Source organism: Rhodococcus sp. P4_E4 (assembly GCF_056401575.1).
In genome coordinates this window covers 18,166-33,584 of sequence record NZ_JBFUJB010000007.1, presented here as the reverse complement: position 1 = coordinate 33,584, position 15,419 = coordinate 18,166, and the positions used below count along the sequence as shown (strand labels likewise).

Below are 15,419 nucleotides of genomic sequence, written 5' to 3'. Positions count from 1 at the left end.
GCGGCTGTGCGGTTGACCGAATTTCATGAAATGGTGCGCGAAGAGTTCGGGCAGGTACGAGGCGACTCGATGCTGATCGACCATGTACTCCAGAGTCTCGACGGAATGACTGCTGCGGAGGCCGTCGAAGCAGGTTGGGAGCCTCGCGAAGTGTGGCGTGCGCTCTGTGTGGAGTTCGACGTACCACCCGCCCGCCGCTGATTTTTTCGGCGTGTCGAACGTCTCCCATCTTCTGTTCGAACACGTGTTCGTCTATGCTGAAGCTGTTCGGTGGTGACGCTCCTTTCGTAACTGCGAACTTTCGGTTATCGACAAGCACGGTTATCGACAAGCACGGTTATCGACAAGCACAGTTATCGACAAGCACAGCGATCGACAAGCACAGTGATCGACAAGCGCGAAAGCAAGATCGAAAAGTCTGTCGGTGGCCGGATCTACTCTGATCGCAACACACCAACAGGGTCGGCTCAGGCAGGCGCTGAAGAGACGGAGTCTGCTCAGGCAGGCACTGAAGACTGAAACAAGGATGGGGATCACGATGGCACCACAGGCACCTGATCGGGACAAGGCACTCGACCTCGCGTTGGCGCAGATCGACAAGAACTTCGGCAAGGGTTCGGTGATGCGCCTGGGTGAGGGTGTTCGCCAGCCCATCGCCGTCATTCCCACCGGTTCCATCGCGCTCGACGTCGCGCTGGGTATCGGCGGACTGCCGCGTGGCCGCGTCATCGAGATCTACGGCCCGGAATCTTCGGGTAAGACCACCGTGGCACTGCACGCAGTTGCCAATGCTCAGGCCAACGGCGGCATCGCGGCGTTCATCGACGCGGAGCACGCACTCGATCCCGACTATGCAGCCAAGCTGGGCGTCGACACCGATGCACTCCTGGTCTCGCAGCCCGATACGGGTGAGCAGGCCCTCGAAATCACCGACATGCTGATCCGTTCGGGCGCCCTCGACATCGTCGTGATCGACTCCGTGGCCGCTCTTGTTCCTCGCGCCGAGATCGAAGGCGAGATGGGTGACAGCCACGTCGGTTTGCAGGCTCGACTGATGAGCCAGGCACTGCGCAAGATCACCGGTGCCATGAACAACTCGGGCACCACCGTCATCTTCATCAACCAGCTTCGCGAGAAGATCGGCGTGATGTTCGGTTCTCCCGAAACCACCACCGGTGGTAAGGCACTGAAGTTCTACGCTTCGGTCCGCCTCGACATCCGTCGTATCGAAACTCTCAAGGACGGTACCGACGCAGTCGGTAACCGAACCCGAGTCAAGGTCGTCAAGAACAAGGTCGCGCCGCCGTTCAAGCAGGCCGAGTTCGATATTCTCTACGGCCAGGGCATCAGCAAGGAAGGCTCGCTCATCGATATGGGTGTCGAGCACGGGTTCATCCGCAAATCCGGCTCCTGGTACACCTACGAAGGTGACCAGTTGGGTCAGGGCAAGGAAAATGCTCGTAAGTTCTTGCTGGAGAACACCGATATCCGTGACGAGATCGAGAAGAAGATCAAGGAAAAGCTCGGTATCGGTGCTGACGTCACTGCAACCGACGAAGCTCCCGCCGACTTCTGAGTTCAGTCATGAGCTTCGACGACGGTGACAACGGCGAGAATGCTCGTGAAGAGTACGGCGCTCCTCGGCGTCGATCCCGTCAACGATCCGAGAAGCCGTCGCAACGCGCAGAAGGTGGGACAGAGGCGCAGGCCAAAGATGCTTGCCTGCGCCTCCTGACCGACCGGGCGCGCAGCCGCTCCGAACTGGAAACCAAGCTGAGCGGACGCGGCTTCGAACCCGAGATCATTACCAAGGTCCTCGATCGACTCCAGGAAATCGGGTTGATCGACGACGCGGACTTCGCGAACCAATGGGTTCATTCGCGGCATACGTACTCGGGCAAGGGAAAGCGTGCGCTTGCAGTCGAGTTGCGGCTCAAAGGAATCGACCAGGACGTCGCTTCCGAAGCGTTGTCGCAGATCGATCCGGAAGATGAGCGCGAGCGAGCAGCGGAGCTGGTTCGGCGGAAGCTGAAGAACAAGCCCGTCGATGATCGTGACAAGGTCACGCGTCGACTGGTCTCGATGGGGGTACCACCGAATTTCGGTGGTACCCCCGCCCTGTTGTGTATTCGCGCTAACGCGGCCGGATTCGACTCACGGCTCCATCTGATTCACGGCTTGGTCAGGTCCATACCCGGAACCGAAACGGCTGGGTCGGCGGACGGAGCCGCGATGGGGCCCTTGCCCTTTCGCTTTCCGGAACGCAGGCGCTTCTCCACCTTGGTTGCCAGGAAGGTCAGAGCTGAGTTGAGAGCGATCATAATCGCGGCGACCACGATGAGCGCCGGCAGGAAGTTTCCGTAGAAGGTGCCGAGCTGTTGGGCCTGACGCACCAGCTCGACATACCCGATCAGGTAACCGAGGGCGGAGTCCTTCAACGCCACGACCATCTGTGAAATCAGTGCCGGGAGCATGGCGGTAACCGCCTGGGGGAGCAGGATCGTCACCATGATCTGCGTCTTGCGCATGCCCAATGCCTTGGCGGCCTCACTTTGCCCTCGTGGGAGTGAGTTGATTCCGGCACGGACGATCTCGGCGATCACTGACCCGTTGTACAGAGTCAGACCCACGACGACTGCCGCGAGTGCGAGGTACTTGGACTTGAAGACCTCGTATTCGGCGAACACCTGATACGAGAAGATCATCAGAATCAGAACCGGTACTGCTCGGAACAATTCGACGATGACGCCGCAAATCTTCCGAATGATGTTGTGCTCGGAGAGTCGGCCGATACCCAGGGCAGAACCGAGGATGAGCGCGAAGACGATGGACATCGCAGCCGCGATCAGCGTTCCCCGGATGCCGGGTATCAGATACGTTGTCCACGACGTGGATTCGAGGAACGGATCCCACTTCGCTGCTGTCAGCTGGCCCTTTTCGTCGAGTGCGCGGTAGATGACGTAACCGATTGCGACCATGAGTGCAGCGACGACAAGGGATGCGAATCGGTAGAGATTTCGCGCTCTGGGACCTGGCGCGTCGTAGAGGACTGTTGCGCGGTTGCTCATCGTGAAACCTCGAATCGCTTGCTCAGCTTGCCGAAGATCAAGCCCATGGGAAGTGTCAGGATCACGAAACCGACAGCGAAGATTCCACCGACGACGAAGATCGCCGCTTCGTTTTCGATCATCTTCTTCATCAGCGCTGACGCTTCGGATACGCCGATCACCGCGGCGATGGTCGAGTTCTTGGTCAGTGCGATCAGTACGCTACCCAGCGGTGCTGTGACCGCGCGAAATGCCTGAGGCAGGACGATCAGCCGAAGATTTTGTGCAAACGACAGACCGAGTGATCGGCCCGCTTCGGCCTGGCCGACCGGAACGGTATTGATTCCCGATCGAAGTGACTCACACACGAACGCGGCGGTATAGACACTGAGGCCGAGTACTGCGAGTCGGAAGTTGTTGTCTGTCAAGAACGTCGGTGAGTCCGACTTGGCGAGATTGACTCCGAGCGTCTGCGACAGACCGAACAGACAGAACAGCAGAATCAGTGTCAGGGGGGTGTTGCGGAACACGGTCACGTACGCGGTACCCAGGAATCGGGCGACCGGAACCGGTGACACGCGCATGGCCGCGATCAGGACACCGATGATGACGGCGCCGATCGCGGAGAAGAACGTCAGCTGGATCGTGGTCCAGAAGGCTTCCAGAATCTGGTCGCCGTACTTGCTCAGAAGGTTCACTTGCCGTCTCCCCAGATCACGGGATCTCCGTTGGTGGCGTCACGCGCTGCGGCTCCCGAAGTGGGGAGCCGCAGCGAGATTGACGGTGAAAAAAGCAGGTCAGTAACGATCAACGGTGGGCGGGGCCGGGATCGGGTAGCCCGAAGCACCAACGGTGTTGTTGAAGGCTTCTTCCCACGCGCCGGTGGAGATCATCTTCTCGATGGCATCGTTGATCTTGCCGCGACCCTCGGAATCGTCCTTGGCCAGGCCGACACCGTACTTTTCGGTCGTGAACGGTTCTCCGACGACCTTCAGCTCGCCCGGGTACTGGGCAGCGTAGCCGGCGAGGATGATGTCGTCGGTGGTGACAGCGTCGACAGCGCCGTTGCGCAGAGCCTCGACACAAGCGGAGTAGGTGTCGAGCGGCTGGAGCTGGACGTCCTTGGCGTAGTTGTCCTGGATGTTCTGCGCCGGAGTCGAACCCGACACCGAGCAGAGCTTCTTGCCGCCGGTCAGGGAATCGGGGCCGGTGATGTCGGTGTTGTCGGAGCGAACGAGCAGCGACTGGCCTGCGATGAAGTACGGGCCGCCGAAGCTGACCTTTTCCTTGCGCGTGTCGGTGATCGAGTATGTCGCGACGATGTAGTCGACCTCGCCGTTCTGGATCAGGGTCTCGCGCTGGGCTGACGGAGATTCCTTGAAGGTGATGCCTTCGGGCTTTACGTCCAGTTCGTTTGCGATGTAACGGGCTACCTCGACGTCGAAGCCGGAGAAGGTGCCATCAGGGTTGCGCTGACCGAGGCCGGGCTGATCGAACTTGATGCCGACGGTGAGAGTGCCATCGGAAGCGCTCTCGGTGATCGACTTGTTCTCCTCGCCGCCGCCACAGGCCGTGGCAGCGAACGCGATGGCCATGATTCCGATTCCGAAACGGACGGAACGATTGATCTTCATGAAGATCCTCTCAGTTGTCGACACACGAACAGTGCAGTCGAGATGAACGGTGCAGCCGAGGTGAACGGTGCAGTCGAGCAAGTTGTCTTGTGGACGAGGACAGGACTGTCGGAGGGGAGACTGTAATCAGTGCGTGAGGATCTTGCCGAGGAAGTCCTTGGCCCGATCCGACTTGGGATGGGTGAAGAACTCTTCGGGCGTGGTGTCTTCGACGACCTGGCCGTCAGCCATGAACAGCACACGATCGCCGGCTTTGCGCGCGAAGCCCATCTCGTGCGTGACCACGAGCATGGTCATGCCTTCCTTCGCGAGGGAGGTCATGACGTCGAGGACTTCGTTGACCATCTCGGGGTCGAGAGCGGAGGTGGGCTCGTCGAACAACATCACCTTCGGCTGCATCGCAAGAGCGCGAGCAATGGCGACACGCTGTTGCTGACCGCCGGAAAGCTGCGCCGGGTACTTGTCGGCCTGATTGGCGATACCGACACGTTCGAGCAACGCCTGCGCGGTCTTCTTGGCTTCGTCCTTTTTTGCCTTGCGGACCTTCATCGGTGCGAGCATGACGTTCTCGAGGATCGTCTTGTGCGCGAACAGGTTGAAAGACTGAAAGACCATCCCGACGTCGGCACGAAGTGCGGCAAGTGCTTTGCCCTCTTCGGGGAGCGTCTTGCCGTCGACGGCGATGGTGCCGGAGTCGATGGGTTCGAGGCGATTGATGGTGCGGCACAGAGTCGACTTACCGGAGCCCGACGGACCGAGGACGATCACCACTTGGCCCTTGGGTACCTCGAGATTGACCTCTTGCAGGACGTGAAGTTCCCCGAAGTGTTTGTTCACCGAGGTCATCGAAATCATGGATGTGGAATCGCCGGAGGTGGTCGGCGTCGTCGCATCGTCGGCTTGGGTCATAAACGAGAACCTTAGGCGTAGTTTGCGTCGACGCCCGTGATTTCGCCATGGTTCTTGCCATATGTAATGGAAATTTTACTGTGACGACGTTTATGTCGCGTTTCGGCTGTTTATCAGGGCGTTATTACACGTCGTAGTGGACGTGAGCTAGGCTGAAGCGTGTCACTGATCGACGAAATGTCCCCTGCACTTCCGGAGCCGACTGCAGTTCCGGAGGCAACTGCTACGCCTGTTCGCACCTACGAGGTGCGGACGTACGGCTGTCAGATGAACGTTCACGATTCCGAGCGACTGTCCGGTCTGCTCGAGGACGCCGGGTATTCGAAGGCGGAGACCGGAACCGATCCTGATCTTGTCGTCTTCAATACGTGTGCGGTCCGCGAGAACGCGGACAACAAGTTGTACGGCAACCTCAGCCAGCTCGCCCCGAACAAGGAGGCGAACCCCGACATGCAGATCGCGGTCGGTGGGTGCCTGGCGCAGAAGGATCGTGACATCGTCGTCAAGAAGGCACCGTTCGTCGATGTCGTCTTCGGCACTCACAACATCGGCTCGCTTCCCGCGCTGCTCGACCGTGCGCGTCACAATCAGCGCGCCGAGGTCGAAATCCTCGACGCACTCGAGGCGTTTCCGTCGACACTGCCAGCCAAGCGCGAATCTGCTTATGCAGGTTGGGTTTCCATCTCGGTGGGCTGCAACAACACGTGCACGTTCTGCATCGTTCCGGCCCTGCGTGGCAAGGAAGTGGATCGACGTCCCGGCGACATCCTGGCCGAGGTGCAGGCACTCGTCGACGAGGGTGTCTCGGAAGTGACCCTGCTGGGACAGAACGTCAACGCCTACGGCGTGTCGTTCGCCGATCCGGAGCAACCGCGCGATCGCGGAGCCTTCGCTTCCCTCTTGAAGGCATGTGGACACATAGACGGCCTCGAACGGGTCAGGTTCACATCGCCGCACCCGGCAGAGTTCACCGATGACGTCATCGAAGCGATGGCAACCACTCCCAACGTCTGCCCACAACTGCACATGCCGTTGCAGTCCGGTTCGGACAAGGTTCTCAAGGCGATGAAGCGCTCGTACCGCAAGTCGAAGTACCTCGGGATCATCGAGAAAGTACGCTCCGCAATGCCGCACGCCGCCATCACCACGGACATCATCGTCGGGTTCCCGGGGGAGACGGAAGAGGATTTCGAGGAGACGCTGGACGTCGTGCGTAAGGCGCGATTCTCCAACGCCTACACCTTCCAGTACTCCAAGCGCCCGGGCACGCCGGCGGCGGAGATGGCCGATCAACTCCCCAAAGAGGTTGTCCAGGAACGCTACATGCGATTGCTCGCGGTCCAGGAAGAAGTGAACATCGAGGAAAATCGCAAACTCGTCGGCACCGAGGTAGAACTGCTGGTGGCCGCGGGGGAGGGCCGCAAGAACGCAGCGACTCACCGTCTCAGTGGTCGCGCGCGAGACGGCCGCCTGGTGCATTTCCGACCCGAGGGAAACCTCGACGGCACAATCCGACCCGGCGACGTGGTGACGGTCGTCGTCACCCACGGAGCCCCCCATCACCTCGTGGCAGATGACGGAGTGCTCACACACCGTCGGACCCGCGCCGGTGACTCGTTCGAAAAGGGCATCACACCCAAGACCCCGCCCATCGGCGTAGGTCTCGGACTACCGAAGATCGGTGCCCCAGCCCCACAACCCGTCCAGATGGGATGCAACGCATGACCTCGCAACACGAGAACAAGACACCTCAGCCGGGCGACGACGCCTTCGAGGGCTACCGCAAGGACCTCGACGACGCGGAACGCAAGGTCGCGGGAGAAATCGATCCGGGTGCGCGCGCCATGGTTGTCGCGGTTGCGGTGCTCGTGCTGGTCGGCACCCTTGCACTGCCCCATGCGGGAGTGGCGAACGGCTGGGATGTGCTCGCGTACAACCAGGACGCGGAAAGTGAACGGATTGCACTGTTCTCACGCTTGTTCGTGTGGTTCGTTGTCATCTTCGGCATCGGATTCTCGATGCTCGCACTCGTGACGCGGCGCTGGAGTCTGGCGTGGGTCGCGCTGGCCGGTAGTGCCGTGGCGAGTGCTCTGGGAATGATGGCCGTCTGGTCACGTCAGACCATTCCCGCCGGATTCAACGTGGCAGGACCGTCGATCGGGCTGGTCATCGGATGGTTTGCCGTCGTGTTCTTGACGTTCCATTGGCTCAAGGTGGTCTGGACGCGAACCAACATTCAGCTCGCCGCCGAGGAGCAACGCCGGATCGCTGCGGCTGAAGCCGAGAAGCATCAGGAATGGAACGTCGGCTGACACGGAAGTTCTCTTAGCCAATAGCGCACTACAACGCCGGCTGACTCCTTTCGGAGTCAGCCGGCGTTGTAGTCGTACTCGTTTGTCGTCTGCTACTCGCTGACAGCGCTCTCGGCTGCTTCGGCCCACTCACGCCACTGCTTTGCCTGAGCGAGAGCCTTCTCGGCGTCCTTCGTCTTGCCGGCAGCCTGAGCCTTGGCGGCCTGCTCCTCGAACTGGCTGACCCGCTCCTTGAACTGCGCGACCCGGGCAAGTGCTTCCGGATCGGTACGACGCCACTCGGCGTCGACGGCGTCGCGCACCTTGGTTTCGATGGCCCGGAGCTTCGCTTCGAGTTCCTGCATCCGGTCGCGCGGCACCTTGCCGATCGCGTCCCACTTCTCCTGCAGGTCGCGCAGCGCTGCACGAGCGTTCTCGAGTCCGTGTGCCGGATCGATGTTCGCGTTCGCAGCGAGCAGCTCTTCCTTCGCGACTGCGTTCTGCTCGAATTCGGCGTCGCGCTCGGATGCAGCAGCGTTGCGTGCGGCGAAGAACACGTCCTGAGCGCCCTTGAAGCGCTTCCACAGGTTGTCGTCGGCCTCGCGCGGTGCGCGGCCGGCAGCCTTCCACTCGCTGAGCAGATCGCGGAATTCTCCAGCGGTCTGTCCCCATTCAGTGGAGGTCGACAGCTTCTCGGCGCGCTCGACCAGTTCTTCCTTCGTCGAACGGGCGCTCGCACGATCACGATCGAGTTCGGCGAAATGCGCTCCACGCCGTCGGTTGAAGGACTCGCGAGCCTTGGAGTACCGCTTCCACAGTGCGTCGTCGACTTTGCGGTCGATTCCGCGAATCGTCTTCCACTCGTCGAGAATCTCGCGCAGTCGATCACCCGCGGTCTTCCACTGGGTCGACTCCGAACCGATCTGTTCGGCCTCGACTGCGAGGGCCTCCTTGCGGGCGGTGCTCGCGGCGCGAGACTGTTCCTTCTCTTCCTTCGCGTGTGCTGCGGCCTCGTCGGACCCGGCAACGATCACGTCGAGTCGGCGGGCCAAAGCGTCGAGGTCACCGATCACGGCAGCGGTGGAGAGGGATTCGGATAGAGCGATGGCGGCAGCCTTGGTCTTCTTGGCGTCTCCGGCGCCCGACGTCAGTCGAGCCTCGAGTAGTGAGACCTCGGTCGCGAGGTCGTCGTAGCGACGACCGAAATGGGCGAGGCCCTCGGTGGCGTCGCCGGCCTGCCACGAACCGATCTGGCGTTCACCGTCAGCGGTCTTCACCCAGGCGGTTCCGTCTTCCTCGACGCGGCCGAACTTGCTCGGGTCGCTGGCCGGCGCGGCGGTGACGGCATGCGAGGCTGCCGGGCCGGGGCGAGGTGCTCCGGGGCGGGGCGCACCGGGGCGTGGTCCACCAGGTTTGGGAGCACCGGGTTTGGGTGCTGCCGGGCTCGGGCTGGCCGAACTGCTGTCGGCGCCGGTGGTGGGTTCACTGTTCTCGGTCATCGGTCCTCGTCTCTGCCGCGCGTCACGGCTGCCTGATCGCATTCCTGGTTCCATTGAACCCGGTACTCACGTTCTCCGACTATTGAATCAGGTAAGAGGGTGTGAGGTCGCCACCTCGGGGTCGACTAGCGTGGCAACTGTGTTGACTTCCGCTGTTCTCGTCCCCTCGGCGCCGTTACTCGTGCCGGAATTGTCCGGTGATTCGGCCGAGTCTGCTCAGGTGCGCGCCGCGGCGACGGCCGCCGTGCGCCGGCTCTCTCACGAGGCGGTTCACTGGGTGGGCGTCGGTGTCGGCCCCGAGAATGCAGAACCCGAGAATGCAGGCGAACTCTGGCGATCGGGCGTCGGACGTGGGCAGATCGGTACTTTCGCGGGATTCGGTGCCGATGTCCGGACGTCCCTGGACGCGGATGCGGCAGGTGAACCGCTGCCATCTCTCGAACTGTGCGCCCTTGTTGCCGGCTGGCTGCGTGCCCGAGCGGACGTGGAGATCACCGTCGACATGCACGTCGTCAGTGCAAAGGCGTCGGTGAATGAATGTCGTGAATTCGGGCAGCAGCTGCGCAAGCAACTCGACAGCGACAACCGACCGCAAGGGCTTCTGATCGTGGCTGACGGTGCGTCCACGCTGACGGCAAAGGCGCCCGGAAGCTTCGACGAGCGCGCCGCTGGCGTGCAATCAGCCATCGACGATGCCCTGACCGCCGGTGACCCGGAGGCGCTTCTTGCTCTCGATCCGCAGCTCTGCCGGAGTGTCGGAGCCCAGGGGCGTGCGGCGTGGCAGGTCCTGGCCGGTGTCTTCATGGACTCGTCTCGGTCAACCACGACACGTTCGGTGGTCGACTACAGCGACGCGCCGTTCGGCGTCGCTTACCACGTCGGGACGTGGCGGCCGTGAACGTCCCTGAAGAACTTCGCCCGATCGCAGTTGTCGGTCCGACCGCGTCGGGAAAGTCCGATCTCGCGTTGGCACTGGCCGAAGAATTCGGCGGTGAGATCATCAACATCGACGCGATGCAGCTCTATCGCGGCATGGATATCGGGACCGCCAAACTGACGCCGGCCGAGCGTCGCGGGATTCCGCATCACCTGCTCGACGTTCTCGACGTGAAGGAGACCGCCACCGTCGCGCGTTATCAAAGCGACGCGATCGCGATCGCCGAGAATCTGATCGCGGAGGGCAAGGTTCCGGTGATCGTCGGCGGATCCATGATGTACGTCCAGTCCCTACTCGACGAATGGTCCTTTCCGGCAACGGATCCCGAAGTTCGCGCGAAGTGGGAGGCAGTGCTGGCCGACGGTGGGGTCGGTGCGGTGCATACGGCGCTTGTTGCTGCTGATCCGGTAGCGGCGGCGTCGATACTGCCGACGGACGGCCGGCGGATGGTTCGGGCGCTCGAGGTCGTCGAGCTGACAGGTCTGCCGTTCGCGGCCTCAGCTCCGCAGATCGGTGACCCTCGTTGGGGAACCCGCATTCTCGGCGTGGATCGGGATACGGAAGAACTCGACGCCCGGATTCGGTTGCGAACCGAGCTGATGTTTTCAGGCGGACTTGTCGACGAAGTCGCCGTACTCGTCGAGCAAGGATTGCGTGAGGGCGTCACAGCGCCGCGAGCCATCGGCTACGCACAGGTGCTCGCACATTTCGACGGTGAATACGATTTGGCCGAAGCACTCGAACGGACGTTCATCGGGACGCGGCGCTACGTTCGCCGCCAACGATCATGGTTCCGTCGTGACGCACGCGTGCACTGGCTCGACGGTGCCGATCCGGAGCTGGCTCGCTCGGCCTTCGCTGCCCTAGCAGATCGCGGCCTGTAACACGATCGTGCCGATCAGCTATCTTACAGTTAGCTCTTTCGCGATCCATTCGTTTCGCGATCGACGGACTGGAGGACAACGAACATGGCGCAGACCGGGACACACGCGCGACCGAGAGGCCGACGCGCGGGTCGGCTGCCGCTTCTCCTACTGCTCGTCACATTTCTCGCGGTCGGCGGGGTGCTCGTCTATTTTGCGGTGAGTGCGGCCGGGAAGCCCATCAGCGCACCTGTTCCCGAAGCACCCTTCGACGTGGGAGCTCCAACCGATCCAGGGGCGAGTTGGGCGCCTGCGCCAACGGATCTGCCGCCGAACACGCTTGCGATTCCCGATCTGGATGTGCGAGCCGACATCGTGACCAGTGGGTTCGGCGCCAACCGCGGAATGATCCTTCCGCATCCTGACAAGGTTTCGCATTTCACCAACGGCGTGCAGTTCGGATCTTCGGAGGGCACCAATCTTGTTGCCGGCCACGTCGACGACGGTGATCGCACGCACGGCGCCTTGTGGGCGCTGCACCAGATGAAGCCCGGAACACCGATCTACGTGAGCGACGACACCGGAACGATGTTCACCTATCACGCAGCGAGCCTGAAGCTGTACGAAAAGGTGGCTTTGCCGGCCGAGTTCTTTTCCGAAACGGGTGCGCCCAGGCTGGTCCTCGTGACCTGCGGCGGCGCAACCGTGCCCGACCCCTCGTTGCCGTCCGGATTCACCTACGAACAGAACGTCGTGGTCACCGCGTCACCTGCGTGAGTCGGTCGGTAGGTCCGGATAGGATGGCGACCATGGATTTCAGTAAGGGCCACGGCACGCAGAACGACTTCGTTGTTCTCCCTGACCTCGACGTTCGGGTCGATCTCGAGCCGGCGCGAGTTTCAGCGTTGTGTGATCGTCAGCGTGGCCTCGGCGCCGACGGCATCCTTCGTGTCGCCCGGGCAGGCGCACTTGCGGACGCGGGCGTGCTCGGTGCGCTGCCCGACGGCGTCGCTGCCGAAGACTGGTTCATGGACTACCGCAACAGCGACGGCTCCATCGCGGAGATGTGCGGAAACGGAGTTCGCGTATTCGCCCACTATCTCAAGGCCTCGGGCTTGGAGAGCAAGGACGAGTTCGTGGTCGGCAGTCGTGCCGGAGCGCGTCCGGTCGTGGTGCACGGCTACGACGCCACACATGGTGACGTGACCGTGGCGATGGGCCCGATCAAGGACCTCGGCACCAGTTCGGCAACAATCGACGGCCGCGTCTTCGCCGGCGTCGGCATCGACGTCGGTAATCCGCATTTGGCGTGTGTCGACGAGCACGTGACGGCAGAAGTTTTGAGTGCGCTCGATTTGAGTGTTTCTCCGGGCTTCGATCCGGGGTTCTTCCCGCACGGGGTCAACATCGAGATCGTGACGCCGATCCACGACGGTGGGGTTCACATGCGCGTACACGAGCGTGGCGTGGGCGAGACTCGTTCCTGCGGAACGGGAACGGTCGCAGCTGCGGCCGCGGCGCTGAAGTTCGACGGCCGCGACGAAGGCTCGGTGCTGGTGCGCGTGCTCGGCGGCGAAGTGCAGGTCACCGTCGAAGGCGGCGAAGGGTCGTTGCGGGGGCCCTCGGTTCTGGTGGCGAACGGGACGATCAGCGATGCCTGGTGGCAATCGCTCGTGTGATATCGCCCGCGGGAAATACGCCTGCAGGAAATACGGATGCACTGTGGCCAGGTTTCGTGGGACCATGGATCTTGTATGACGAACACACATGAAAACGAAGAGTCCACCGCTCACGAGCAGTCCGAGTACGCGCAAGCCGAATACACGGCAGCGTCCGCATCGGGCAACCCGTCGACCGGTGAGATGCAACTCGCAGATCGCGGCGCCCTGCGCCGCGTGGCCGGTCTGTCGACCGAGCTCGAGGACGTCACCGAAGTCGAGTACCGCCAGCTTCGACTCGAAAGAGTTGTCCTGGTCGGCGTCTGGACGCAGGGAACTGCCGAGCAGGCCGAGGCGAGCATGACCGAGCTGGCCGCACTGGCCGAGACGGCCGGCTCCGAGGTCCTCGAAGGACTGGTTCAGCGCCGCGACAAACCCGACGCTGCCACCTACATCGGTTCCGGCAAGGCTCAGGAACTGCGCGAAGTAGTCCTGGCGACCGGCGCCGACACCGTCGTCTGCGACGGTGAGCTGACGCCGGCGCAGCTCACGGCGCTGGAGAAGATCGTCAAGGTCAAGGTCATCGACCGGACGGCTCTGATTCTCGACATCTTTGCTCAGCACGCCACGTCTCGTGAGGGTAAAGCCCAGGTGGCTTTCGCTCAGATGGAGTACATGCTCCCGCGTCTGCGTGGTTGGGGCGAGTCGATGTCGCGCCAGGCCGGTGGCCGTGCCGGCAGTAACGGAGGTGTGGGCCTGCGTGGTCCCGGTGAGACGAAAATCGAGACGGACCGTCGCCGTATTCGTGAGCGCATGGCAAAACTGCGCCGCGAGATCAAGGGCATGAAGGCCGCTCGCGACACCAAGCGGACCCGTCGACTGCAGAGTGACATCCCGTCGATCGCCATCGTCGGATACACCAACGCGGGCAAATCGAGTCTGCTCAATTCGCTCACCGGATCCGGTGTGCTCGTGGAGAACGCGTTGTTCGCCACCTTGGACCCGACAACTCGCCGCGCCGCACTCGACGACGGCCGCGAGTACGTACTCACCGACACGGTCGGCTTCGTGCGACACCTTCCGACTCAGTTGGTCGAGGCATTCCGCTCGACTCTCGAGGAAGTGACCGACGCGGATCTGCTTCTGCACGTCGTCGACGGTTCGGATCCGTTGCCGACAGAACAGATCAAGGCTGTGCGGGAAGTCGTCACCGATGTTCTGCGCGAGACGGATTCGAAGGCTCCGCCGGAGTTGATCGTGGTCAACAAGATCGACGCGGCAGATCCGGTTACCTTGACGCAACTACGTGGTCTGCTGCCTGGTGCCGTGTTCGTCTCGGCGCGGACCGGTGAAGGAATCGCTGAACTACGAGCACATCTCAGCGAGGTGCTGGTTCGGCCGGAGGTCGAGGTCGACGTGCTGGTGCCGTACACGCGCGGTGATCTGATGGCTCGAATCCACTCGGACGGAACGATTTTGGAATCGACTCACGAAGAGGCGGGAACGCGGGTGCACGCACGCGTGCCACAGATGTTGGCCTCGGCATTGGTGGAGTACGCACCTAGTGCGTAGTTTCGGGGTCGTGGTCGCGGTGCTTGCTGCGACTACGGCAACCGCACTGCTTCCCGGAGCGCTCGCACAGGCGTCGTCGTTCGAGCCGAGCGAGTTCGCCCCACTCTGTACACCTACCGATCCTGCGCTCCAGGAGTTGTCGGGGATGGTCGTCGTCGACGATCGGATCTACGCGATGGGTGACGGTGGCAGTGACGACTTCGTGTTCGAAATGGACCTGAACTGTGTTGTCCAGAAACAGATTCCGGTTCCGATTGATCCATACGACGTCGAAGATCTTGCGGTGAGTGGTCGGACGCTCGTTCTGTCGGATACCGGCGACAACCTCCGAACCCGCGACACGGTGGCGTTCATCACGATGGACCTCGATTCCGGTGACGGTACGTTGCACCGCCTCACGTACCCGGACGGCGCGCACGACACCGAATCGATTCTGCTCGACCCTGATGGCCATGTGTTTGTCGTGACCAAGGAATTGTTCGGCTCCAGCAGTGTCTACACACCCGTCGGGGATCAGAAACTGAGTGACTTGGCGCAACCCGGCCCGACGCCGCTCGAGCGCGTCGGAGCCGTATCTCTCGGACCGGAGAAGCCCGTGTCGGTGATGTTCACCGGGGGAGCGGTGTCGTCGGACGGTTCGGCGATCGCGCTTCGGAGTTACTCCGATCTGTACCTGTACGAAGTCGTGGACGGCGGAATCGGCGCGACGCTCACCGATACCGAACCCCTGCGGATCCCGCTCCCGACGGAGCCTCAGGGCGAGGCCGTGGCATTCAACGACGCGGGCGATGTTCTGATCGGATCGGAATCTACCGGCGGAGCGTTGCCGCCGGTTCACGTGATGCGCGCGCTCGTGGAAGCGACCGAATCGACGGCTGACTCGTCTGCCGGTTCGGTCGGCGTCGGGGTCGATCCATGGACATTCGTGTGGGCCGGATTGGTCGCGGCAGGATGCGCGCTCGGGGGCGCGGCGTTCGTGAGATCTCGACGACGCCGCTGATTCCCACCA

General features: G+C 62.2%; 15 protein-coding genes and 1 pseudogene. 11 read left to right on the top strand and 5 right to left on the bottom strand.

Going from position 1 to position 15,419, the window contains the following annotated elements; genetic code table 11:
- The first annotated feature begins 6 nt into the window (after window positions 1-6).
- The 3 genes and pseudogenes from AC1DVN_RS10680 to recX all read left to right on the top strand — a co-directional run.
- On the top strand, window positions 7-201 hold the full coding sequence (locus AC1DVN_RS10680; RefSeq protein WP_003942185.1) for a DUF3046 domain-containing protein: 195 nt from the start codon (window positions 7-9) through the stop codon (window positions 199-201).
- 337 nt (window positions 202-538) lie between these two features.
- Window positions 539-1,576: a recombinase RecA gene (gene recA, locus AC1DVN_RS10675; protein ID WP_007735170.1), complete on the top strand. Its 1,038-nt coding sequence runs from the start codon at window positions 539-541 to the stop codon at window positions 1,574-1,576.
- Between the two features lie 8 nt (window positions 1,577-1,584).
- Window positions 1,585-2,085: pseudogene (gene recX / locus AC1DVN_RS10670) on the top strand (recombination regulator RecX); the annotation flags it as partial.
- An 86-nt stretch (window positions 2,086-2,171) separates the two neighbouring features.
- Here recX and AC1DVN_RS10665 read toward each other — a convergent pair.
- From AC1DVN_RS10665 to gluA, 4 genes are all read right to left on the bottom strand, one after another.
- The gene (locus AC1DVN_RS10665; protein ID WP_007735172.1) at window positions 2,172-3,068 is read right to left on the bottom strand and encodes an amino acid ABC transporter permease; all 897 of its coding nucleotides are present in this window, start codon (window positions 3,066-3,068) and stop codon (window positions 2,172-2,174) included.
- Entirely contained in the window at window positions 3,065-3,745 is a 681-nt protein-coding gene (locus AC1DVN_RS10660) for an amino acid ABC transporter permease (protein ID WP_019748198.1), read from the bottom strand. Before AC1DVN_RS10660 ends, AC1DVN_RS10665 begins: the two co-directional genes overlap by 4 nt.
- Before the next feature lie 99 nt (window positions 3,746-3,844).
- Window positions 3,845-4,681, bottom strand: coding sequence for a glutamate ABC transporter substrate-binding protein (locus AC1DVN_RS10655; protein ID WP_477993784.1), 837 nt, complete (start codon window positions 4,679-4,681; stop codon window positions 3,845-3,847).
- A 126-nt stretch (window positions 4,682-4,807) separates the two neighbouring features.
- Window positions 4,808-5,536, bottom strand: a complete 729-nt coding sequence (gene gluA, locus AC1DVN_RS10650) for a glutamate ABC transporter ATP-binding protein GluA (RefSeq protein ID WP_007735175.1) — start codon at window positions 5,534-5,536, stop codon at window positions 4,808-4,810.
- Window positions 5,537-5,767: 231 nt separating this feature from the next.
- Between gluA and miaB the strand changes: the two genes are divergently transcribed.
- Both miaB and AC1DVN_RS10640 read left to right on the top strand, forming a co-directional pair.
- Window positions 5,768-7,315, top strand: coding sequence for a tRNA (N6-isopentenyl adenosine(37)-C2)-methylthiotransferase MiaB (gene miaB / locus AC1DVN_RS10645; RefSeq protein WP_477845989.1), 1,548 nt, complete (start codon window positions 5,768-5,770; stop codon window positions 7,313-7,315).
- Complete coding sequence (locus AC1DVN_RS10640) at window positions 7,312-7,902, top strand: Rv2732c family membrane protein (RefSeq protein WP_020907525.1); 591 nt, start codon at window positions 7,312-7,314, stop codon at window positions 7,900-7,902. The genes miaB and AC1DVN_RS10640 overlap by 4 nt, the downstream gene beginning before the upstream one ends.
- 92 nt (window positions 7,903-7,994) lie before the next feature.
- On the opposite strand, the gene AC1DVN_RS10635 is transcribed toward AC1DVN_RS10640, so the two are convergent.
- On the bottom strand, window positions 7,995-9,380 hold the full coding sequence (locus tag AC1DVN_RS10635) for a DUF349 domain-containing protein (RefSeq protein WP_019748202.1): 1,386 nt from the start codon (window positions 9,378-9,380) through the stop codon (window positions 7,995-7,997).
- Between the two features lie 139 nt (window positions 9,381-9,519).
- Here AC1DVN_RS10635 and AC1DVN_RS10630 point away from each other — a divergent pair, with 139 nt between their 5' ends.
- The 6 genes from AC1DVN_RS10630 (at window position 9,520) to AC1DVN_RS10605 (ending at window position 15,410) form a co-directional block, all read left to right on the top strand.
- The gene (locus AC1DVN_RS10630) at window positions 9,520-10,278 is read left to right on the top strand and encodes a class III extradiol dioxygenase subunit B-like domain-containing protein (protein ID WP_020907527.1); all 759 of its coding nucleotides are present in this window, start codon (window positions 9,520-9,522) and stop codon (window positions 10,276-10,278) included.
- Window positions 10,266-11,201 (top strand): tRNA (adenosine(37)-N6)-dimethylallyltransferase MiaA, encoded by a 936-nt coding sequence (miaA, locus tag AC1DVN_RS10625; RefSeq protein WP_060938481.1) that lies wholly within the window; start codon window positions 10,266-10,268, stop codon window positions 11,199-11,201. The genes AC1DVN_RS10630 and miaA overlap by 13 nt, the downstream gene beginning before the upstream one ends.
- 84 nt (window positions 11,202-11,285) lie before the next feature.
- Window positions 11,286-11,957, top strand: coding sequence for a class F sortase (locus AC1DVN_RS10620; RefSeq protein WP_020907529.1), 672 nt, complete (start codon window positions 11,286-11,288; stop codon window positions 11,955-11,957).
- 32 nt (window positions 11,958-11,989) lie between these two features.
- Window positions 11,990-12,859 (top strand): diaminopimelate epimerase, encoded by an 870-nt coding sequence (gene dapF, locus AC1DVN_RS10615; RefSeq protein ID WP_031331591.1) that lies wholly within the window; start codon window positions 11,990-11,992, stop codon window positions 12,857-12,859.
- A gap of 75 nt (window positions 12,860-12,934) precedes the next feature.
- Window positions 12,935-14,410 (top strand): GTPase HflX, encoded by a 1,476-nt coding sequence (hflX, locus tag AC1DVN_RS10610; RefSeq protein ID WP_003942213.1) that lies wholly within the window; start codon window positions 12,935-12,937, stop codon window positions 14,408-14,410.
- Window positions 14,403-15,410, top strand: coding sequence for a hypothetical protein (locus tag AC1DVN_RS10605; protein ID WP_477993783.1), 1,008 nt, complete (start codon window positions 14,403-14,405; stop codon window positions 15,408-15,410). Before hflX ends, AC1DVN_RS10605 begins: the two co-directional genes overlap by 8 nt.
- The last annotated feature ends 9 nt before the right edge of the window (window positions 15,411-15,419 follow it).

Excerpts from the sequence above, each read along its gene's own strand:
- recA (WP_007735170.1), top strand. The coding sequence starts at position 539 with ATGGCACCACAGGCACCTGATCGGGACAAGGCACTCGACCTCGCGTTG.
- AC1DVN_RS10665 (WP_007735172.1), bottom strand. The coding sequence starts at position 3,068 with ATGAGCAACCGCGCAACAGTCCTCTACGACGCGCCAGGTCCCAGAGCG.
- AC1DVN_RS10655 (WP_477993784.1), bottom strand. The coding sequence starts at position 4,681 with ATGAAGATCAATCGTTCCGTCCGTTTCGGAATCGGAATCATGGCCATC.
- gluA (WP_007735175.1), bottom strand. The coding sequence starts at position 5,536 with ATGATTTCGATGACCTCGGTGAACAAACACTTCGGGGAACTTCACGTC.
- miaB (WP_477845989.1), top strand. The coding sequence starts at position 5,768 with ATGTCCCCTGCACTTCCGGAGCCGACTGCAGTTCCGGAGGCAACTGCT.
- AC1DVN_RS10640 (WP_020907525.1), top strand. The coding sequence starts at position 7,312 with ATGACCTCGCAACACGAGAACAAGACACCTCAGCCGGGCGACGACGCC.
- AC1DVN_RS10635 (WP_019748202.1), bottom strand. The coding sequence starts at position 9,380 with ATGACCGAGAACAGTGAACCCACCACCGGCGCCGACAGCAGTTCGGCC.
- AC1DVN_RS10620 (WP_020907529.1), top strand. The coding sequence starts at position 11,286 with ATGGCGCAGACCGGGACACACGCGCGACCGAGAGGCCGACGCGCGGGT.
- dapF (WP_031331591.1), top strand. The coding sequence starts at position 11,990 with ATGGATTTCAGTAAGGGCCACGGCACGCAGAACGACTTCGTTGTTCTC.
- hflX (WP_003942213.1), top strand. The coding sequence starts at position 12,935 with ATGACGAACACACATGAAAACGAAGAGTCCACCGCTCACGAGCAGTCC.